At 33.4% G+C, this 20,634-nt stretch carries 15 protein-coding genes; 5 read left to right on the top strand and 10 right to left on the bottom strand.

Features of this window, described 5'->3' with window-relative positions; genetic code table 11:
• Window positions 1–48: 48 nt before the first annotated feature.
• Window positions 49–438: a VOC family protein gene (locus EL260_RS04820; protein ID WP_123859093.1), complete on the bottom strand. Its 390-nt coding sequence runs from the start codon at window positions 436–438 to the stop codon at window positions 49–51.
• 288 nt (window positions 439–726) lie between these two features.
• Between EL260_RS04820 and deoD the strand changes: the two genes are divergently transcribed.
• A complete protein-coding gene (gene deoD, locus EL260_RS04815) occupies window positions 727–1,437 on the top strand; it encodes a purine-nucleoside phosphorylase (protein WP_123859092.1) in 711 nt (236 codons plus the stop codon).
• 82 nt (window positions 1,438–1,519) lie between these two features.
• Here the strand turns inward: deoD and EL260_RS04810 are convergent, their stop codons facing one another.
• The 3 genes from EL260_RS04810 to EL260_RS04800 all read right to left on the bottom strand — a co-directional run bounded on the left by EL260_RS04810 (window position 1,520) and on the right by EL260_RS04800 (window position 3,880).
• Entirely contained in the window at window positions 1,520–2,305 is a 786-nt protein-coding gene (locus EL260_RS04810; RefSeq protein ID WP_123859091.1) for a TatD family hydrolase, read from the bottom strand.
• Between the two features lie 212 nt (window positions 2,306–2,517).
• Window positions 2,518–3,171 (bottom strand): hypothetical protein, encoded by a 654-nt coding sequence (locus EL260_RS04805; RefSeq protein WP_228445315.1) that lies wholly within the window; start codon window positions 3,169–3,171, stop codon window positions 2,518–2,520.
• On the bottom strand, window positions 3,161–3,880 hold the full coding sequence (locus tag EL260_RS04800; protein ID WP_123859090.1) for a DUF434 domain-containing protein: 720 nt from the start codon (window positions 3,878–3,880) through the stop codon (window positions 3,161–3,163). Before EL260_RS04800 ends, EL260_RS04805 begins: the two co-directional genes overlap by 11 nt.
• 264 nt (window positions 3,881–4,144) lie before the next feature.
• On the opposite strand from EL260_RS04800, the gene EL260_RS25890 reads away from it, so the two are divergent.
• Window positions 4,145–4,321, top strand: a complete 177-nt coding sequence (locus EL260_RS25890) for a hypothetical protein (protein WP_228445313.1) — start codon at window positions 4,145–4,147, stop codon at window positions 4,319–4,321.
• A gap of 118 nt (window positions 4,322–4,439) precedes the next feature.
• Window positions 4,440–5,300 carry a DUF4822 domain-containing protein gene (locus tag EL260_RS25815; protein WP_198418058.1) on the top strand — a complete coding sequence of 287 codons (861 nt, stop codon included), beginning with the start codon at window positions 4,440–4,442 and terminating at the stop codon, window positions 5,298–5,300.
• Between the two features lie 171 nt (window positions 5,301–5,471).
• Here the strand turns inward: EL260_RS25815 and EL260_RS04785 are convergent, their stop codons facing one another.
• From EL260_RS04785 to EL260_RS04760, 6 genes are all read right to left on the bottom strand, one after another.
• Window positions 5,472–6,518 carry an MBL fold metallo-hydrolase gene (locus EL260_RS04785; protein WP_123859089.1) on the bottom strand — a complete coding sequence of 349 codons (1,047 nt, stop codon included), beginning with the start codon at window positions 6,516–6,518 and terminating at the stop codon, window positions 5,472–5,474.
• A gap of 11 nt (window positions 6,519–6,529) precedes the next feature.
• Complete coding sequence (locus tag EL260_RS04780; RefSeq protein WP_123859088.1) at window positions 6,530–8,110, bottom strand: Na+/H+ antiporter; 1,581 nt, start codon at window positions 8,108–8,110, stop codon at window positions 6,530–6,532.
• A 191-nt stretch (window positions 8,111–8,301) separates the two neighbouring features.
• Window positions 8,302–9,225, bottom strand: a complete 924-nt coding sequence (locus tag EL260_RS04775; RefSeq protein ID WP_123859087.1) for an alpha/beta hydrolase — start codon at window positions 9,223–9,225, stop codon at window positions 8,302–8,304.
• 708 nt (window positions 9,226–9,933) lie between these two features.
• Entirely contained in the window at window positions 9,934–10,800 is an 867-nt protein-coding gene (locus EL260_RS04770; protein ID WP_123859086.1) for a helix-turn-helix domain-containing protein, read from the bottom strand.
• Between the two features lie 97 nt (window positions 10,801–10,897).
• Window positions 10,898–11,587 carry a hypothetical protein gene (locus tag EL260_RS04765; protein ID WP_123859085.1) on the bottom strand — a complete coding sequence of 230 codons (690 nt, stop codon included), beginning with the start codon at window positions 11,585–11,587 and terminating at the stop codon, window positions 10,898–10,900.
• A 92-nt stretch (window positions 11,588–11,679) separates the two neighbouring features.
• A complete protein-coding gene (locus tag EL260_RS04760; RefSeq protein ID WP_123859084.1) occupies window positions 11,680–13,434 on the bottom strand; it encodes an alkaline phosphatase D family protein in 1,755 nt (584 codons plus the stop codon).
• Window positions 13,435–13,861: 427 nt separating this feature from the next.
• On the opposite strand from EL260_RS04760, the gene EL260_RS04755 reads away from it, so the two are divergent.
• Both EL260_RS04755 and EL260_RS04750 read left to right on the top strand, forming a co-directional pair.
• Complete coding sequence (locus EL260_RS04755; RefSeq protein WP_123859083.1) at window positions 13,862–15,088, top strand: site-specific integrase; 1,227 nt, start codon at window positions 13,862–13,864, stop codon at window positions 15,086–15,088.
• Between the two features lie 233 nt (window positions 15,089–15,321).
• Entirely contained in the window at window positions 15,322–20,514 is a 5,193-nt protein-coding gene (locus tag EL260_RS04750; RefSeq protein WP_123859082.1) for an AAA domain-containing protein, read from the top strand.
• Window positions 20,515–20,634 lie beyond the last annotated feature (120 nt).

Below are 20,634 nucleotides of genomic sequence, written 5' to 3'. Positions count from 1 at the left end.
TTTCTAAGAGAGAATTGCTTGGTCGCTAGCGCTCCTCGCATTGAAAGTTTAGGCTACTATTTCAATGATGTTGTTTTCCGGATCAAGGATAACACTTTCATAGTATCCGTCACCTGTTGTTCTAGGTTCTCCTGCAACTGTATATCCTTCTTTTCTTAAAGTCTCTGTAAGCTCGTTTACTTTTTCTTTGCTTCCTACAGAGAATGCAAAATGTATGACTCCAAAGTGTTGGGATTCGTAAGAGTTTTCATTTTCTATAAGATCCGGCCTGGTCATAATTTCAAGTCGGCTGCCATTCTCGAAACTGAGAAAATAAGATTCAAAATTTTTAATAGGATTATTATATTTTTCATTGGAAACAGCTCCAAAATATTTTTGATAAAATGTTCTAGCTTTTTCAAGGTCTTTCACCCAAATTGCAATATGTTCTATTTTCATTCTTTAAAATTTTAATATGATTACTATTGCAAAAGTAGCCTACTGAACTATTGTATATCCGCTCCCTGTTACTCTATCCTTGTTCTCTATTGGCTTATTTTATTTTTTATTTCAAAGAAAAAGATAAAAACAAAAATTCTAAAACTCCGACTGGAAAGCAAGAAACAAAACATTTATATACAATTATTTACCCATTATATTCTTATAAAAACACCTGTCTCATTTCATTTATCATAATGATGAGGTCAATATAAAAGTTATTATCTTTGTGCCATTCAAAATTAAATTATGAGTATTCACATCAGTGCAAAAAAAGGAGAAATTGCTAAAGTAGTATTGCAGCCGGGGGATCCGCTTCGTGCACAGTATATTGCTGAAAATTATTTAGAAAATGCAAAACTGGTAAGCAAAACCAGAGGTATCTTTTATTATACAGGTCTTTACAAAGGTAAAGAAATCACTGTAGGAGCTAGTGGAATGGGATTCCCAAGTATCGGAATCTATTCTTTTGAGTTATTTACAGAATATGAGGTAGACACGATCATCAGAATCGGAACTTGTGGAGCTTACAATACAGACCTTAAGCTTTTTGATATTTTAAATATTGAAAATGCTGCCAGCGAAAGCACCTATGCTAAATATGCATGGGGAATTGAAGAAGACATCCTTCCTCACCAAGGAAACATCTTCAATACAATCAATGAAACTTCTAAAGAGCTATCTATAGATGCTAAAGCGATCAATATCCACAGTAGTGATATTTTCTACAGAAAAGATCCAAACACTCCTGAAATTGCTACAAGATATAACTGTCCTGCAGTAGAAATGGAAGCTTTCGGATTATTTGCTAATGCTCAACACTTAGGTAAAAATGCAGCTACTATTCTTACCGTAACTGATATTATCCCAACTCATGAGAAAATTTCTGCCGACGAAAGAGAAACTGCTTTGAAACCAATGATGGAATTAGCACTGGAGTCTGCAATCAAGAGTTTATAAGAAAAGGATAAAAGGCAAATTTGCTGGTCACCCTTTCAACACTATAATAAAAAGAGCTTTACTGAATCAGTAGAGCTCTTTTTTATAGTCTGAAAAATTTTCTGGCAGTTCCTGTAGTTTCATCTGCTACTTCAGCAATGCTGATCTTCTTCAAATGCGCAATAGTTTGTGCCACATAGGGCAAAAAGGAGGGTTCATTTCTTCTGTTCTGCATCCTTGGCATATTCTTCGGAAGCATGAATGGCGCATCGGTTTCAATCGTCATTCTGTCCAGAGGAACATAACGAATCACCTCTTCCAAATGTTTAAATCTTTTCTCATCACTGATGGCTCCGGTAAATCCCAGATAAAATCCTTTGTCCAGATAAGTTTTGGCTTCATCAAGTGTTCCTGTAAAGCAGTGTACAACAGCTTTCGGTAATTGAGAAAGATAATCATCCGTAATTTCATTAAATCTTTTAAAAGCTGATCTTTCATGAAGAAAAAGAGGCTTATTCACTTCAATTGCCAATTCCAGCTGAGCTCTATAGCATTTTTCCTGAACGGGTCTTGGTGAAAAATCACGATCAAAATCCAGTCCACATTCGCCTACTGAAATGACATGATCCTGCTTCAACAGCTTTCTAAGCTCATGAGTGCTTTCATGATTAAAAGATTTTGCATCATGGGGATGAATTCCCGCTGTAGAAAATAAAATATCAGGATAGTCTTCCGCAATAGCTGCGGATTCTTTACTTCCACGGACACTTGTTCCGGTAAGGATCATATAGTCTACTCCATTATCCATAGCGCGGTTAATTACTTCTTCGTGTTCATTGTAAAACTGTTTATTGGTCAAATTAATACCAATATCAATGTATGTATTCATTTTTTTTAAATTTATGCACCTGTAACTATTTATCATTCAGGTATTTTTGATTAAGTTATTATTTCTTATTTCATTGATCTTCCAGAATTACTTTTTTCCAGAAGAATACAAAGCAAAATTATTCACAAGAAACGCAATCTTTTTGCGTAGTAAAAAATAGTGACTTAATCAGCTTGAAAAATATGAGCTAAAAGAAGTAACTTCCAGCCTCTTTATTCATTGATAAATTTTTCTAGAAAACCAATCAATTTTTCTCTTCCATGGCTCCATCGGATTCCGTGACCATCCTTTTCTCTTATTTCAAAAACTAATCCATGTTTATAATGAAAAAAAACATTCCACCAGGTTTTATTTTCAAGGATATAATGTATTTTCTGCATTACCTTTTCTTGTTTCTGCAAGGTATTTCCTTTCACTTCACCCCAAAAATCATCGCCCATTCTTCCGGTATGTTTTTCCCAGGCACGTTGGGCAATAGTAATTTCTTCATTAAAAGGTTCCTGACAAGCTTCAATCAAAACAGAAGCCAGTGGTGGAATTGCATTTTCGTCACGAATACTTGCAGAAGTTAACCTTTGACCTAAGACAATAAGCCAGTCTTCAAACGGAATTGCTTCCAGCTGTTTTGCTTTATCCTCATCAGAATCATTATTATTAAAAATGTTGATAAATTGATTAAAGATTTCATCCCTGTTAATCTTAACTTCTTCATTAAAATAAGGGAGATTGCATTCCAAAGTTTTAGCCTGATATTGTTGAATGTTTAGTGACAGACTTTGTAAATGTTCTTCTGTTAAAATAGCCTGATATTTTTCCTTCCAGCCCTCTGAAATCAACACCATATATTGTTCAAAATTATTCATCATAACATTGTATAAGATTAACGAACTGGCTTTCTTCTTTAATAAGATAGCCGATAAGATTAAACCATTCTTTACAGTGATCCAGAATCCAGGCATCCGAGGAAATAATAATCCCGGAACTGTCTGCCAGGAATTTATCCGGACTGTACTGTAATTCAACTTCCCAATTAATCTTATTTTCCCCAGCAAAATCAAGTACAAGCTGTTTAATTCTTCCACTATTGGAAACCGGCTGATCAAAAATCCACATTAATTTCTGAACCTGAGCTTTTTGAAAAAATGCAGCAACAAGTTCTATCGCTCTTTCTGTTTGATTTACCCGTTTATATGTTCCATGAACTCCGGAAAGATCCCGAAAACAACCGTCCACCCCTTCAAAAATATAGGCTTCCGACAACAGACTTTCCAATAGAATCAGCACATTGAATCCATCCAGGTATACTGGTTTATATTTCAGATCTGAAAGATTCAATTGTTTCAGTCTTCTGTTATGAATTTGTCCATCAGATGCTGAGGCTCCACGAATCACCTGTATCTGTCGTGTTTTTAATCTATATCTGTTTCCTACAAGGTCAGATGCTGCTTTTTCCGCATACCCTCTTGTCAAAAGATACTGCATATCCTGAACTGCCAGCTTCAGCTTGCTGATCTGCTTTTCTGGACCGAACAGAGTGTCATCACCTGTGTTTTTTCCGCGGTTTCTATTATTCATACTCAAAAATAGAATTTTTTAAAGGTAAATCTCTCACAGATTTTACCGATCACGCAGATCTTTCTACAACCATATGTAAAACCTGTGGGATCTGTGGGAGATAAAATCTAAAGTGGCTATATTCTTATGTAGGACATGATGGATTGATGGATTTTCAGTTATCAGAATCTTTTAAAAATATGGATAAACAGACAAGAGACTGTATTATTTTAGCCTGTTACAGTAAAAGATTCACCATTATTACAGGAAACCAAGGCTAATCCATTGGTATGGACAAGTCATCTGATGGCTCCTGAAGCCTATATTCTTCATGATGCTTTAACAGGATACATCAACAATGAATCGGCTGAACAAGTCAGAAGCCGGGCAGCATTAGCCTATTCAACATATCAAAAATGCAGTATCAAAGCAGCGAGAAATCTATTGGTAACAGGCTGGTAATTTCATTTCATTCAACTTAACACTTTATCGGTTATATTTTTTACAACAAAAGAGATATTTCATACAAAGATTTTAATATTTAATAAGGATAAGTTTGCAAAGACTTAAAAATACCTTTATGAATACCCTGAAAAAATTATGTTATCTGTCTGCAGCGATACTTTTATCTGCTTCTTTCATTTCATGTTCAAGCGATGATAACGAAATTGTTATTGAACAACAGACTCCCTCACAGGTTCTATCTTCTACTCCCTGGGAAACGACAGGAGCTAAGGATAAAAACGGCAGTAACGTAGCATTAACAGACTCTAGCGTAGCAGGTTATGTAGGATTTGCTTACTTTAAAGCGGACGGAAACTTTGCTATTTACAGCTTGACTGATGTTTTGAGATCAAGGGGAACATGGTCTGTAGATGCTCAGGGGAAAACGAGAACTATTACAGCGTTAAACCCGGATGCAACAACCATTTTCACACGTGATGTTGAAATTCTTGTTTTAAACAGAAATGAATTTACATACAGAATTCGTCCTAATGCTGCCGATCTATCTGTATATTATGACATCATCCATACGAGAACTCCTCATGCTGAACCTAAAAACGGACAACTTACATTAGCTTCTACCCCATGGAAGACTACAGGTGCTAAAGATAACAGTGGAGCCAATGTAGCTTTAGATAATTCCGCGGTGGCTGGTTATGTAGGATATTCTTACTTCAAAGCCAACGGAACTTTTAAAATCTTTGGATTAAATGATGTTCTTAGATCTCAGGGAACATGGTCAATTTCTCCTGATGGGAAGACAAGAACACTTGTTGCTTTAGATGCTAACGGTAATGTACTTTTTACCCGTACCGTAGAAATTTTGGTTCTGAACGAAACTACATTCACTTATAGAATCACCCCTGACGCAGCCCAGCCAACTGTATTTTACGACATTATTCATACTAATGATCCCGCCCACAAGGAACCTCAGTAGTGATTATTTTTTTGATCATAAGAAAAACCTGCTCCATATGGGCAGGTTTCAATTTTATTGATTAGGCCAACGCTACTTGTTTTTACTTTGAGTAGAATAACTGGAAACTGGAAAGAGATGCTTCATTCAGAATGACAGGATCTTTATTTAAAATCAGTACCCTATTCATTCTTACCAATATTCTTCCCACCATTTTTTCCAGGTTACATTGCCCAACTGATCCAGATCTACTTTTTCACCGATAACAGGTAAGGTAATTGGCTGATTGTTATCTTCTGCATTTTTAGCGGCCAGCTCTACCGGCTCAAACCATGCATGCTGAGACAGTTTGAACTTTGAATGATGGACCGGCATAAAGTTTTTTGCTTTCAATTCTTTAACTTCTCCGATTAGCTGATCCGGCAATGTATGAATATAGGGCCATTTTTCGTTGTATTGTCCGCATTCCATCACTGCAAGGTCAAATGGACCATACTTTTCACCAATTTCAGTAAAATGATTTCCATACCCACTGTCTCCTCCTAAAAACAGGTTCTTGGTTGGAGTCTTTAAAACAAATGAAGTCCAGAGAGAGATATTTCTATTCAAAAGTCTGCCGGAGAAATGTCTTGCCGGAGTAAGGGTAATTTTGAATCCACTGGCAAGATCTACACTTTCCCACCAATTTTTTTCAATAATCTTTTCCGGTTTCCAGCCCCAGTATTCAAAATGCTGGCCTGTTCCTAATCCACAGATTACTTTTCCTACTCTGTCTTTCAATTCCTGTACGGTTTTATAATCCAGATGATCCCAATGATCGTGGGAAATCAATAAAAAGTCTATATCCGGCATATGTTCCGGTTTATAATAATCTGCTCCTTGAAATGCTTTTATAGATCCGGGCATGGGTGAGGCGTTTCCGCTGAAAACAGGGTCTACCAGTATTTTTTTTCCATCCACTTGTATAAAATACGAGCTATGCCCGAACCATACCAAAACGTTTTCTTCCGGGGGAAGGTTTTTCAAATCTGTGACAACAAATGGAAGGGCAGATTTTGGAGAAGTATTTTCTACTTTACACAAACTGTTAAGGAGGGCTTTTGTCATACTTTCTCCTTCTAATAAAGCTGGAGTGATCAGTATATTCTGAAATTTTCCATTGAGATAATTGGGAAGTGTGCTGAAGTATTCCTTTCTTTTTTCATCAGGAAACTGCCCAAGCTGTTTTACTAAATTCATTCCTTATTTTTTTACATTCTCAGCCTTTCTTCTTCAAGATCCAGCCTTGTTAAATAATCTCTTATATATTCTTCGTCAATATTCGGATTGCGTCTGTTTTCTTCCCGAAGCCAAATCCGTTGCTGTTCCAGAGTTTCAAAATAGATTTCTTTGGCTTCATCAGACATTTTATGGGTAGAATCTTCTTTATCTTCCTGTTCCCAACGGTCCATCAGTTTATTAAAATATTCGTTTTCACTTCTTCGTTCTTTATAGTTTTCATCAAGATATCTAAAAGCTACTCTGCGCATTTTTTTTCTTAAATAATGTTCAGATTCTTCTTTGGACAGATATCCGCGTTCAGTATCGGATAAATTAAGCTTTTTAATCAATACGGGTAATGTAAGTCCCTGAATAATAAGAGTAGCCAAAATTACAATAAAGGTAATAAAGAGTATGAGATCCCGATGTGGAAAAGGCTGTCCGTTATCCATCACCACTGGGATAGATAGAGCTGCCGCCAAGGAAACTACACCACGCATTCCGGTCCAGCTCATTAATATAGGTAATTTCATCCCAGGGTCTCTATCTGCTACATTGATGAAATTTCGCATAATTAATGTTACGAAAACAGCTCCAAAAGAGGCTAAAAAACGGACAATTATCAGTACCCCTGTGATTAGCAGTCCATAACCAATCGCATTAGAAAGACTTATTCCTTCTTTATTCAATCCTACCATGATTTCCGGAAGATCCAATCCTATTAATAAAAATACAATCCCGTTTATCAGGAATACAAAACTTTCCCATACATTGGATCCTTTTAACCTTGATTCTGAGGTTCGGAAAATTTCATGTCTTCTGATGGAAAGAAACAATCCTCCACTCACCACAGCCAATACTCCGGATGAGTGTACTTCTTCAGCGGCAATATACATTACATAGGGAGCTACAAGGCTAAGAATAGCATCCATGTTTACATCCGTGGGAAATATTTTTTCAATTTTGAGAAAAATAACTGCTAGCACTACTCCTATTCCCAATCCACCGAATACCATCCATCCAAAGCTTACCACTGCATCCTGCCAGAGAAACTGTCCGGTTGCTACGGCTACCATTGCAAATCTAAAGATGATAAGGGAGGAAGCATCATTGAACAGGCTTTCACCTTCTAAAACAGTAGATAGATTTTTAGGAACTTTTACAAATTTTAAAATAGCTCCTGCACTTACCGCATCCGGTGGAGAAACAATTCCTCCCAGTACAAAACCTAATGCTAATGAAAACCCGGGAATATAAGAATTGGCAACAAAAGCTACCGATATAGCTGTAAGAAACACAACAATAAAAGCAAAACTGGTAATGATCCGCCTCATTTTCCAGATTTCTTTCCATGAAACAGCAAATGCTGCTTCGTATAATAATGGCGGTAAAAAAATAATAAATATAAGTTCAGGATCAATTTTTATAGGTGGTAATCCGGGAATAAAGCTGATGAGCAGCCCCGCAATTACTAATATAATAGGATATGCTACTCTTAAACGATTGGCCAGCATAATGGACCCAATAATGACCAGAACCAGTCCGAGATAATAAATGAAATTCTCCACCATTTGTTTTTCAATTAATTGTGTGAATCTAATTTATATATTTTTTGAGAAATATGGTTTATTTTTTATCTGGTTTTCAATCCCAGCAGAAACTAATTCTCAAGTATTTTGCTTAAGGATTCGTTTTATCATCCTGTTTTTATTGCAGATAAATACAGCCATACATTGTTGTATGGCTGTATAGATCAAATTTTTTAAGCTAATTTTTCCAGAAAGAATGGAACCAATTGCTGTACCGCTTCATTAACATAATTTTCTCTGTCATATAAGGACATATGATTGGCACCTTCTATCACATATTTCCTTTTGTCCACAGTAGCAGCACGTTTAAGTAAATCATCACTCATCCATGCACTTCCTGCCACACTTCCCACAATGGCTAATAATGGTTGTGTAAAGAAGGCTTCAGATTTATTGTAAGCATCATAAGAAATGATTTGTGAAAGGCTTCTTGTTGTAGCAAACCCGGGAGCTGTTGGATACTGGCATCGATCAGTATGATAATATTCCCAGGCTTCTCTTAACTCTTCATTAGGTGCATCTTCTTCTCGCAATGGAGCTAACGGAATGGTTTGAACATTTGTGTTACCCACATCTACAGTTCTTGCATTGGAACCTGTTACTAAATAAGGCAATGCATCAGCATCTTTTATATTATTTTCCCATCCGTTTCTGAACATAGATCCAATGTTTACAGCACTTACCATTCCCACCGCTTGAATTCGATGATCATTGATTGCAGCATTGGCTGTATATCCTGCTCCTGCACAGATTCCCATGGCTCCAATCTTGTTTGTATCTATATAAGGCAAGGTAACAAGGTAATCAATTACTGCACTTATGTCTTCTGTTCTGATATAAGGATTTTCCAATTGGCGTGGTTCTCCTGTACTTTCTCCCTGATAAGAAGCATCATACGCCATTGTTATCAATCCATGCTCAGCCAATCTTTTAGCATATAAACCGGCGGTCTGTTCTTTTACTCCACCTCCCGGATGAGATACTACGACTGCCGGATATTTTTTGTTCTGATCAAACCCTTCTGGGAAATTAATAATTGCTGATAATATAATTTCTTGAGCGTTCGAGTTTTTAATACTGATTTTTTTCTGTGACATGATTTTGTATTTTATTTGTTATTATTTATTTTGATGAAAGCTGGAAGAACAAAAGAGTATCCTATTTTTTGATTACTTTTTTCAGCTCTATTCTTCTTTTTTCATTTTGATAAATCAAAGGTAGGAAGGGATGGGCTCTTGGGACGGAGACACATTACCTGAAAACAGATACATTTTACCTTTTTGTATTTTTGGGTACTTCTATAGTAAATTTTGGCTAGAGCCGGATGATATTTTGGTATTTTTCAGACCTGCTAAAGTTTTATCTCCCGCAGATCGCACATATTTCGCAGATGATTACGAATATGAAAATCATAGGTTTTCAAAAACTTGTGTGTACTTCTTCTGCACAAAGCTTTTAACTTAAAATCCCTTAAGTGTTTAAATCTTTTGTGACTTTTGTGGTTAGGCACAATCCTTATTAGATTGCAGAATTTTATTTCCCACAGATTACTCAGATTTACACAGATATTTGTGGATATTATTGAAAACAAAACATCGGTTTAGGTTTAATATTACTCATCATTTATTACACATTACTCATACATTAGCCAGGATAGTAACGGTTACCCCGCAGCCAAACTAGAAAGCTGGGGAGGTAAGTCTGGGATGCGCTGGCGCGAGGAGTATGAGTGAATAGCCGGAAAAGCTCCTGAAAAAGCAAAAGACAACTCGCGGAGCTGTCTTTTATTATATTGTTGAAACTATTTACTGATTCCTGAAAACTTTTGGGGAAAGTCCTGTTTTCTTCCGGAAGAACCTTGCAAAATAGTTGGGATAATCAAACCCGAGGCTGTAGGATATTTCACTTACGGAAAAGCTTGTATTCTTGAGTTTATCTTTTGCCAGCTTTACAACGTAATCATGAATGTGATCCAATGGTGATTTTCCTGTAAAATGTTTGATGAGGTCTCCGAAATAATTAGGAGAAAGGTAACTTTTCTGTGCGAAATAAGCTACAGAAGGAAGGCCGGCCAGATTTTCATTTTCTCTGAAATACAGATCCAGATTTTTATAAAATTCATCAATTACTCTGTGGTAAATATCACTTCGGGTATCAAACTGGCGATCATAAAAATCTTTGACATAAGTAAGGATCAAATTGACATAAGAAATGATAACGGTTCTTGAGTAATATTCTTTCTGAAATTCGTGGTTAGCTTTTCTGAAGAGATCCCACAAAATGTTTTCTTCTTCCTTAGTGAGAAAAAGGGCTTCATGATTGTTATAATGTACAAAGCTATAATCCTTGGCGTACTTTTCAAGATATTTGGCACCTATCATAATACATAAACCCGAAAATGGTGGGGCAATCTCCCACTCCAGCGTATTTTGCGGACAATCCACATACATATAGGAAGAGTCTGACTGATCATCCAGAAGTTGATAAGAAGCAAACTTTACATCCATCGGTGGCTTAATGGCCAAAAGATAAAAATCTATAGTTACCGGCTCAGATTTTAACCTGATTTCATTCTGCGTCTCAAAATCTACGACGTGAAGATCATCGCTTTTCATATTACCAACATTCAGGTAACGGCAGAATTCGGGGATATTTAATATTTTCATGCTCATCGTACAGGCTTTCAATAATTGGTAAAATTAGAAATTTTGAACAGTGTCCTTATGATACATATTCAGGAAAAACGGATATATTTTACGGTTTGTCTTTCTATACTTTTACAACTAGGAACATTAATCCTAAACTCAGCAAAACTATAATACCGGCTATGATCGCAGCTTCGCCTACATGCTTCAGATATCTTTTTCCGTCAAATGTGAATTTTTCGGGATGAATACTGAATTCCTTAAAAACAAACGGGTCTATTTTCAAATCTGGCCTGAAGCGAACAATTCCTTCTATGAACCTGGCCCGCAGAGCTCTTCCATTTTTGATATAATGAGTACTGCCAATGTCTGTTCCGTCAAATACAACTTTAGTTTCATTACGATTGATTCCTACAGTGAGTATCCATGTTTTTCTTTTCATTGTCAGGTAAATCTCATAATCATCTGAACGAAGGGACGGTCCTAACTGATTGTAAAGAATAGCATCTATGCTTTCGTCTTTTTTATAAAAATGAATGCCTTTATCATCTACCATAATTTTTGTTACGGATATACCTTTTGATTTTTTCACATACCGAAAAAGCCGATACATACCTAAAACCCAAACGGGATAATATAATACAGCTACTACAACAAATACCTTTATATTCCCCGAAACCAAAAAAGGAAACACAGCAAGTACTATAAACATAAACAACAACACTGATCCAAAGAAAATATTCATCAGCCATGTGATTACCCAGCTAGGTTTGGAGGCTAATGGTAAAAATTCTTTTCTAAAATCCTCTTGCATCTGTTCAAGATACGGAAAAAAATGATAATAAAAAAGCCATAGGATTGCCTATAGCTTTGTACAAAATTGAAAATAAGATATGTTCTTTGAAACTATGAAATTGTATGTGTTTTTTCTGTAGTAACATTATAGAGGTCGGAAATCACATTATCTACAAACCTCCATTCTGCTACTGAATTTCCTGAAGTAAACTTAACATGCAGATACCCCCTTTTGTAAAGATTCGCATACTCCAGATCGTCGATCAGTAATGAAAATGCCTGAGCTAATGCGATTGCCTGACCAGGATCTGATGTAATTCCAAGATAGCCTTCAAGGCCTGGTGAAGAAACGGAACTGCAGGCTAATTCGGTTCCGATAATCTTCCCTTGTGCATTAGTCAATGTCCCTAACCAAGCGTTATGCGTATCCCCTGCCAACACAACAACATTTTTACCCGCAAGCATAGAATACAACTGTTCTCTTTCCATGAAATATCCGTCCCAGGCATCCAGGTTATAAGGTAAAGTGGTGGTTATCCTTGCTATTTCTTGTGGAGTAAGCGTGGGATCCTGAGCTTTGTATCTGCCTTTTATGACCATCAGTTGGGCAATGGTATTCTGAAGTGCCTGCATCGTAGCCGGTTGTGCACTTCCGTACTGTTTTATTTCTGCTAAAATCTTATTCAATAGCATCAATAATTCTGCAGGAACCATCATTTTGGTCATCAGGATTTGCTGTCCCAATACCTTCCATTTTGCAGAATCAGCATTGATCTGGGAGCCTAACCATGCCATTTGCTCGCTTCCGATCAGTTTTCTGTTGGGATTTAAAAAATCTGTTTTAAACTTCAACTGATCGAAGTTTCCGGCATTATCCAGATAATCTGAATACTCTAGTTGCTTATCTCTTGCAATCACTCTGGTATCCATCATATAAAGGGAAACAATATTTCCGAAGGTAAAGCTTCTGTAGATTTTCAGATCTTTCCCTGTTTTAAGCGGAATATATTCACTGTAAGCCTGAAATGCTGCCATTTTTCTTACCTGAAAATCACCTTCGTTAGGCTGATGATTCTCTGCTCCGCCTTTATAGGTATCGTTTGCAAATTCGTGGTCGTCCCATACACAAATAAAAGGTTTTTTCTGATGGGCCAGCTGAAGGTTTTTATCACTTCTGTATTGTCTGTATCTTTCTCTGTAATCGTTCAGGTTCAGAATTTCTTTCGCAGGCTTATGAGCTCTTCCAAGCGGGTTGGTATATGGATTCGTTCCATATTCTCCCGGTGCATATTCGTAGATATAATCGCCAAGGTGTACTACTACATCAGCTTCAGATTTGGCAACGGCTCCGTATACGTTGAAAAGTCCCGCAGGAAAATTCGAACATGATACCACCGCCATTTTCACTTCACTGACGGAATCTGCCTTAGAAGGTAAGGTAATCGTTTCCCCTGTTACACTGACTTCTTTTGTTTTAAGGTTATAAAATCTATAGTAATATTTCGTATTGGATGGAATATTTTGTACATCTACCGCTACAGTAAAGTCATTAATGGTTGCAGCACTTGCTTTTCCACTTCTTAAAACTTCAGAAAAATTGCTGTTTTTGCTTATTTCCCATGTAATTTCAGCATCTACTCCTACAGAATATCTTGTCCATATAATAACTCCTGTTGCGGTAGGGTCAAAACTGGCTACTCCGGTATCAAAACCTGAATTTTTAAGATCATTAGGAGCCGTTCCGCCTTCGGTAAAGTCTTGATCGCTGCAACTTTCAATGAGAGGAGCAATAAAGATTCCTCCAGCTGCTAATAGTGAATTCTTAAGAAACCTTCTTCTGTTAAGCAGATTATTATTTTCCATCATTACTTTTTTCTGCAAAGCAACGGGATCTGAGGAAGAAGGCTGTTAACTGAGTTTTAATTATTCTTTATGGTTTTTTTAAACATATGTTTAACATAGTGTTTTTTAAAATAGTAGCAACATACTGTTCATTTTCATTCTTACTCAAATCTTTAATTCTTATTCAAATTATAAAGAATCAATTCTTATAAGAATATAAAAAACCACTCACATTATTGTAAGTGGCTGATTTTATTGTGGTCCCACCTGGGCTCGAACCAGGGACCACCTGATTATGAGAAGACTACCGATGCTTTGCATTATCTTTCATTAAGATTCAAAAGCGCTGATTATCTTTTAGTTACAATCTTTAAAATCTACTTTTGGTTTCATTAATTATCACGGTAATGTATAATATGTTGTACTCATATTAAACTTAAAACAAAATTTAATGAACACAAGTATTAAAATTGTAAGCAAAAAGAACGTATTAAAAAATGGGTTGTATCCAATTTATTTACGTGTAACTATTGATCGTAAATCAAAATTCTATTCTACCCCATTCTCCTGTAAACTTTCAGAATGGAATGAGAATCAAGGCGAATTTACATCAAAATTCCGAAATCATCTTTCTTTTAATAAAACTCTTAGAAAAATGAAAGATTCGGCATCAGATGTTATTAATTTGTTGGAGAAAGATTATGAAAGTTATAACCTTATCCTCTTTGACAAATATTATTCACAAAAAGATAAGCAAGGACTAACATTATGTGAACTATTTCAAAAGGAGATTGAGATCCTTTATGAAAATGGACAAATTAGTTACTCAACTTCAATGAATGAAGCATTGAAAGCACTGCAAAAATTTAAAAAAGATTTAACTAACTATAAATTTGAAAATATCGATTTTCAATTTCTAACTGATTTCGAAAACTTTCTTCGTAAGCGAGGAGCAAATGATGGTGGAATTGGCGTTTATATGCGCAATATTCGTAAGATCTACAATAAAGCAATTAATTATAAAATTGTTCAGCCACAATATTATCCATTTAGAGATTTTAAAATTTCAAAATATAAAAAACGTAATATAAGGAAAGCTTTAACAGAAAAAGAATTTGAGATACTTTTAAATTTCAATATAGAACATATACCATCTGCAAAAAATGCAAAATATTTATACATATTCAGTTATTATGCTCGAGGTATGAATTTTACAGATTTAGCAGAACTGAAATGGTCTGATATGGAAAATCATCAATTCAATTACAATCGAAATAAAACTGATGTTTTGCTTAAAGTTAAACTCCCACATATACCTATTATAGATGAAATACTTCAATTTTACAAAATATACAGACCATCTGAAACACCATATATTTTCCCTATATTAAATAAAAAAATCAAAGAATATAGTCCTGAAGAAATGAAAAAAAGAAAAGATAGCGTGCGCTCATATTACAATAGACAACTAAAAGAGATTTTGAAACTTTGCGAAATTGACAAAAATATCACATTCTATACAGCTCGTCATACTTTTGCGACAACAGCTCTCAGGAAAGATGTAAATATCAATATTATTAAACAATCGCTTGGACATAAAAGGCTAAGCACAACTGAAAATTATCTTGATGATTTTAAGGAAAGTGAAGTGGATGATGTGATTGTAGGGATGTTCTAAAAAAATACAAAAATGATGATAACTTAATAATCTAATATTTATCTAGTAATATAATGAAACTATAATTCTTTTTAAATAAATTTCACCAAATTTTCTCAAACGACTATGACCAAAGTTACTAAAAGAATAAAGATTAAATAGAAAAACTTTATAATGTGTAAGATATACATAATATTAACTTAACACTTTGGAAAAAAATGTAAATTTGCCTGAAAACTTTACTATTGAAATAAATGAGCGTACTCAACCAATACATAACCTTTCTGAAAGAATATAAAAAACTGCTCGAAAGAGGAGTAAAAGACGTTCTGAATTCAACTGTTTCCAGTAATTTTATTTGGGTTGATGAAATTGAAAATTTCATTGATTCGGGTATTTGTGAATCCACTTTAATTGATATTTTTTCTGCAAAATTCAAGAAACATCCTTTAATCTTCTCTTTACAAAAACCGTATAAACCAAACATACAAATCCCAAATAAATTTATTGAAATCATAGATTTTAACGAAGCTAAAAACAAGTTTGAAAGTGTTAATGAAGATGATGATGAACTTATAAGTTTCCAAAATTCGGCAGAAGGAAAAATTGAAACAGAAAAATTAAAAAAGTTTAAAAAAAATAAAGAAACATATTCAAAGCTTTACAGAGCTTATAATGATATTAAAAATGATTCAAACTTAGAAATCGTTTTGAGTGTTGGTTTCATACAATATTCCAAATTAAATAACAATGGAAATTTATCAAAAACCAATCAACATCTATTTCATTTTCCTTTATCGTTAGATATTGATTCAAACAATATTGTAAAAATTTCATTTTCAGATTTAGAAAATCCTTATGCAGATTTTTTCTTTCTAAATAACACTCCTATCGAGAAAGAAGTATTATCAAATATCATTGATAGATTTGAAGAAAGAATTACTGAACTTGGTTACGAGTATATTTTTGAAAACGAGTTTAAAGATTTACTTGCAAAATCAATTCAAAAAATTTCGAGCAATTCAGAATTCGAAAATTCAATCTACAAACCAGAAAGTGACCATTTCAGAGAGGATTATTTTAAAGTGCTGTTTTCACCTGCAGTAAATATTAAACAACGAAAGCCACGTTTTTTTGAAAAATTAACGGATTCAATCATTAAATACAATGATGAAAATGAAATAGAAGCAAAACTATTTAACCTGTTAGTTAGAAATCCTGAATCATCAGGAAACAATTCTTACACAAAACCTAACTATTTTAAAGACGAACTTTTTGAAACTTACAAGGATAAGGCTAAAAATCTAAATGGAGATGATGACTTTTCTGTCTTTTTCCCACTTCCATTCAACAAAGAACAAAAACAGATTTATGAAAATTATCTTAAAAACAGATTAACAGTTGTAACTGGACCACCTGGAACAGGAAAGTCGCATACAATTGTAAACATACTTTGTTCTTTGTTAGCACAAGGAAAACGAGTGCTTGTTACCGCTCAAACAGATAAGGCTTTAGAATCTCTTTTAAATAAAATTCCAGAGACATTCGATAATTTAATTTTCACTAAAATTGAATTAGAAAATCTAGGAAAAGATGGAAAAAAAAGATTTTCTCTAGAAAATAGCATTGGCAATATTTCAAAAATTCTTACGGACAACTTTTATATAAATGTTGAAACTAAAATTGAAGAGTTAGACAATTTAAAAGCTGAATATGTAAAATTAAAATCCGAAATTATTCGAGCTCTTGAAAAAGAATATACTCAAATCAGAATTAATGATTCATTTGAAAATTTAAGAGCCTATCAAATTGTTGAAAAATTTGAATCGAAAGAATTAGAAGAATGGAATTGGATTCAAGATGAATTATCAAATGAAGTCATATCTAATTTTGAAGTTATTAAAAATGAGATTTTAAAATACAAACAATTAATTGGAATAGAAATCCGATACAATAATGCTATCAATATTGATATTTCATCAATATTGAAAAACTTAGAAAGTTTTGATTTTAAAAACTTCCTATCTATTCAAGAGCAGTACATCAAGCAATTAAATTATTTGGGATTAAATGAGTATTCCAAAGATAAGGTGTTAAACATTCAGTTAGAAAATATCGCAAAAGTTGCAAATGAATTTTCTAACTCGGATATCGTTCTCAAAAACATTAAGGAATTAGAGAATCTACAGAAACAATTAAACAATAAGGTTTTTCAAGAAAGTGTTACGATAAATAAATCCTTTAGTAACCTTACTGAAAATGGAACAAAGTATCTTTTAGACATAGAAACTTACCTATCGTTTGCTGAAAATGGTAAAGCAGGATTTTTCACAAAACTTACCAATTCCAATTTTAAGCAAGTTTCATATTTAGAGCAATTTACTATAAACGGCAAAAAGTGTAATACTAAAACCGAAATATTACAATTGAAATCGGCAATTGAAAACCTTTTAACTATCAACAAAAATTTCACTTTGTTGAAACAAAATGGTTTTTCATTTTCTTATGATGACAACTCCAATCTATATGAAAAAAGCATAGTTTTAAAGGAAGTTTTGAAAAAGATAGAAACAAACAAGGAAGTTGTTTCTAAAATTCAATTCAATGCAGATTTTATAAATCTTTCAGAATACGCTCAAATCAATTTATTTGATATAGATAATTTATCTAGAAAGGCAATAACATTAGAAAAAGACATTGATAAGTTTGGGAGAATAAATGGTCAATTAATTGAGAAACTTGAAGTATTAAAAAACATTGATTCAATAATTGAACAATCTTCATTAAAAAATGACTTTTTAAAGTTTTTACCTGTTGAAAAAATTGGAGAAGTACAAGATTTTGAACTTTTAAAGAGTAGATTCTTAGAAATCGGAAAACAGCTTGAGGTAGAACAAACATTTCTCAACTTAAAAAAGTATTTGAGAGATTTGCTTCCAAATACTTTTGATTCTCTTGAGAATATTCCTAATCATTATATTTCAAAAGAAAATTTTGAATACGCTTCTACCAATAGGTTCATTAAAGAAAACGAATTTATTGATTTACAAAAATGTAAAGAAGAATTATCATTTATCAACAAAAAAATATTCCAAGTTAAATGTGATATTTTGTTTGACCTAGCAAAGTCAAACTTTAAAAACAAGTTTGATAATAATGAAATTGATGCTTTTATAAATTTGCTGGAAGAATACAAATATAACCTATCTCAAAGTGTTAGAAAGATTCGAAACCAAACTCAATATCAGATTCTTACACGTAAAAACAGTATTGATATTAGCAAGAGATTGTCTTGTTGGGTAATGAAATTTAATGATGTTCTAAATTCAGTAGGAAGTGAACCTGAAATTTTTGATTGTATTATTGTAGATGAAGCAAGTCAATTAGATTTTAATAGCCTTATTTTAAGCTATTATGCAGAAAATATGATAATTGTTGGAGATGACAAACAAACATCTCCAAGCAGTCTTACGGGAGCTGACGGAAATGATTTTGAATCAATTAAAAATAAACATCTCAAATTCTTAGGAGCTAATGCACTTCATATAAAAAGTGATAACAGTTTGTTTATGCTTTCAAAAATGGTTGCTGGAACTTCTAATTTAACACTTAGAGAACATTTTAGATGTGTTCCTGAAATCATTGAATTTTCAAAGAGAGAGTTTTACGACAATTCGTTACGACCTTTGAAACAAATCAACTCAAACAGATTAAATCCAAAAGAAACTGTTTTTATAAACGGTGCATTTACAGAAGACAAAATTGTTTACAAAGAAATTGAAGAAATTAAAAAATTTCTTCAAAGAATACTAAAGGATGAGCAATATGCAAATAAATCTATTGGTGTAGTCAGCTTAGGATTAACAAAGCATACCGAAAAACTAAAGGACATAAAAGAAGATTTAGCTAATGAATTTGGTAAGGAAAAAATAGATAAGCATAAACTTATTATAGAAGATTCTCCAAAATTTCAAGGAGATGAAAGAGATGTTATGATTGTTTCTCTTGGAGTTGCATTAGATTTTCAGAAATTAAAAGAAAATCAAAATGCTAAACCACGAGCAATTATTAGTGACCAAGATGAATTTAAAAAAATTAATGTAGCATTAAGTCGAGCAAAAGAACAAATGATTTTATTTCATTCGGTTGAGCATAACGATTTACAAACAACTGATTTTAGAAATAAAATCTTAAGTTTCTTCAAAGATGAAGCAAAACCAATTTCTCAATTACAAATTGACAACAACAATATTGAAAGATTTAGACACAATGTTCCTGAACCATTTGACAGCTGGTTTGAATGTGATATTGCTAAATCCCTCATTGGAAATGGATATAGTTATATTCAACCACAATACAATGTAAAAGAATCTGAACTTTTCTATAATCATAAACTTGGAAAACAAGTTTACATCAACTTTAAACTAGATTTAGTAGTTCACAATAACGGAAAAATGATTGCTATAGAATGTGATGGCGACCCTTTCCATTCACTTCCTGAAGATGTGGCTTACGATATTGAAAGGCAGGAATTTTTAGAACGTGTTGGTTGGAAAGTATATCGTGTACTTTATTCAGCATTTAAAAGAAGTCCACAAGAAGAAATACAAAAAATTATAGCTTTTATTGAAAAAAATACGAAAAAAGACCATAAAATAATTTTTGAAAAAACAATTGATTTAAAAGAAGAATTTGAAGATGAAATAGAATTTGAGAATGAGGAAGAGATACCTGAATATGTTTTGCCGACAAATAAATCATACATTGACATTTTAAAGGAAAATAGTGAAACTTCTAATCCTTTAGTTCAATTGAACGGTACGACTACAAATCATGGGCACAAGCCATTCATTGAAATGATTGAGGAGAATTTGGAAGAATCAAATCAAATAAATCTATTTTCTTATGAAAGTAATATCCTTTGCTACTTTAATCTTTTCAGTGACAACACATGTAAAATACAAGAGCATTCAGATGAAAATTGTATATTTTCATTACCTATTGAAGAAAGGTTTAAAAATGGGTTTCTTCTTCAATGTTATGACAACGGACATATAAACAAAGTTTATGTAAAGTCTATATTAGCAAAAAGAAGAAACTATCATTATTCTAATGGCAAAAATCCAAATGCAAATCTTCTTTATCTCAAATTGATTGAAGAAGATGCAATTATTGCTTTAAAAGTAAAACGAGGTTTGGAAACTGTTTTTAAAGCTCATAAAACTGAAAATATTTCAAATAGAGAACTTTTACATTTGCAAGGTTATAAGATTGTTTACCAAAATAATGAAAGCATTGAATACAAAATTTTACCCAAAAATATTTTTGAAGATATAAAGAGACTAGTATTCACTAGTTTTACTGCAGAAGGAAAATCAGTACATAACAGCTACTATGAAAATGAATGGAACGTAATTAAACGATTTATTCCTAACCTAAATAAATAATAAAAACTTTAATATTTAACTGGAAAAACAGCAGAGTTAATAAATCATATTTATCGTTACTTCTAAAAACAACACAGCGCACCGCTTTAAGCAGTGGGCTGTTTCTTCAATTGACCGATA

Origin of the sequence: Chryseobacterium nakagawai (assembly GCF_900637665.1) — a bacterium.
In the GTDB taxonomy this organism is placed as follows: Bacteria; Bacteroidota; Bacteroidia; order Flavobacteriales; family Weeksellaceae; genus Chryseobacterium; species Chryseobacterium nakagawai.
Note: the sequence above shows the minus strand (reverse complement) of the source record. Positions and strands in the feature narration are given on the sequence as shown.

Excerpts from the sequence above, each read along its gene's own strand:
- EL260_RS04820 (WP_123859093.1), bottom strand. The coding sequence starts at position 438 with ATGAAAATAGAACATATTGCAATTTGGGTGAAAGACCTTGAAAAAGCT.
- deoD (WP_123859092.1), top strand. The coding sequence starts at position 727 with ATGAGTATTCACATCAGTGCAAAAAAAGGAGAAATTGCTAAAGTAGTA.
- EL260_RS04810 (WP_123859091.1), bottom strand. The coding sequence starts at position 2,305 with ATGAATACATACATTGATATTGGTATTAATTTGACCAATAAACAGTTT.
- EL260_RS04805 (WP_228445315.1), bottom strand. The coding sequence starts at position 3,171 with ATGATGAATAATTTTGAACAATATATGGTGTTGATTTCAGAGGGCTGG.
- EL260_RS04800 (WP_123859090.1), bottom strand. The coding sequence starts at position 3,880 with ATGAATAATAGAAACCGCGGAAAAAACACAGGTGATGACACTCTGTTC.
- EL260_RS25815 (WP_198418058.1), top strand. The coding sequence starts at position 4,440 with ATGAATACCCTGAAAAAATTATGTTATCTGTCTGCAGCGATACTTTTA.
- EL260_RS04785 (WP_123859089.1), bottom strand. The coding sequence starts at position 6,518 with ATGAATTTAGTAAAACAGCTTGGGCAGTTTCCTGATGAAAAAAGAAAG.
- EL260_RS04780 (WP_123859088.1), bottom strand. The coding sequence starts at position 8,110 with ATGGTGGAGAATTTCATTTATTATCTCGGACTGGTTCTGGTCATTATT.
- EL260_RS04775 (WP_123859087.1), bottom strand. The coding sequence starts at position 9,225 with ATGTCACAGAAAAAAATCAGTATTAAAAACTCGAACGCTCAAGAAATT.
- EL260_RS04770 (WP_123859086.1), bottom strand. The coding sequence starts at position 10,800 with ATGAGCATGAAAATATTAAATATCCCCGAATTCTGCCGTTACCTGAAT.
- EL260_RS04765 (WP_123859085.1), bottom strand. The coding sequence starts at position 11,587 with ATGCAAGAGGATTTTAGAAAAGAATTTTTACCATTAGCCTCCAAACCT.
- EL260_RS04760 (WP_123859084.1), bottom strand. The coding sequence starts at position 13,434 with ATGATGGAAAATAATAATCTGCTTAACAGAAGAAGGTTTCTTAAGAAT.
- EL260_RS04755 (WP_123859083.1), top strand. The coding sequence starts at position 13,862 with ATGAACACAAGTATTAAAATTGTAAGCAAAAAGAACGTATTAAAAAAT.
- EL260_RS04750 (WP_123859082.1), top strand. The coding sequence starts at position 15,322 with ATGAGCGTACTCAACCAATACATAACCTTTCTGAAAGAATATAAAAAA.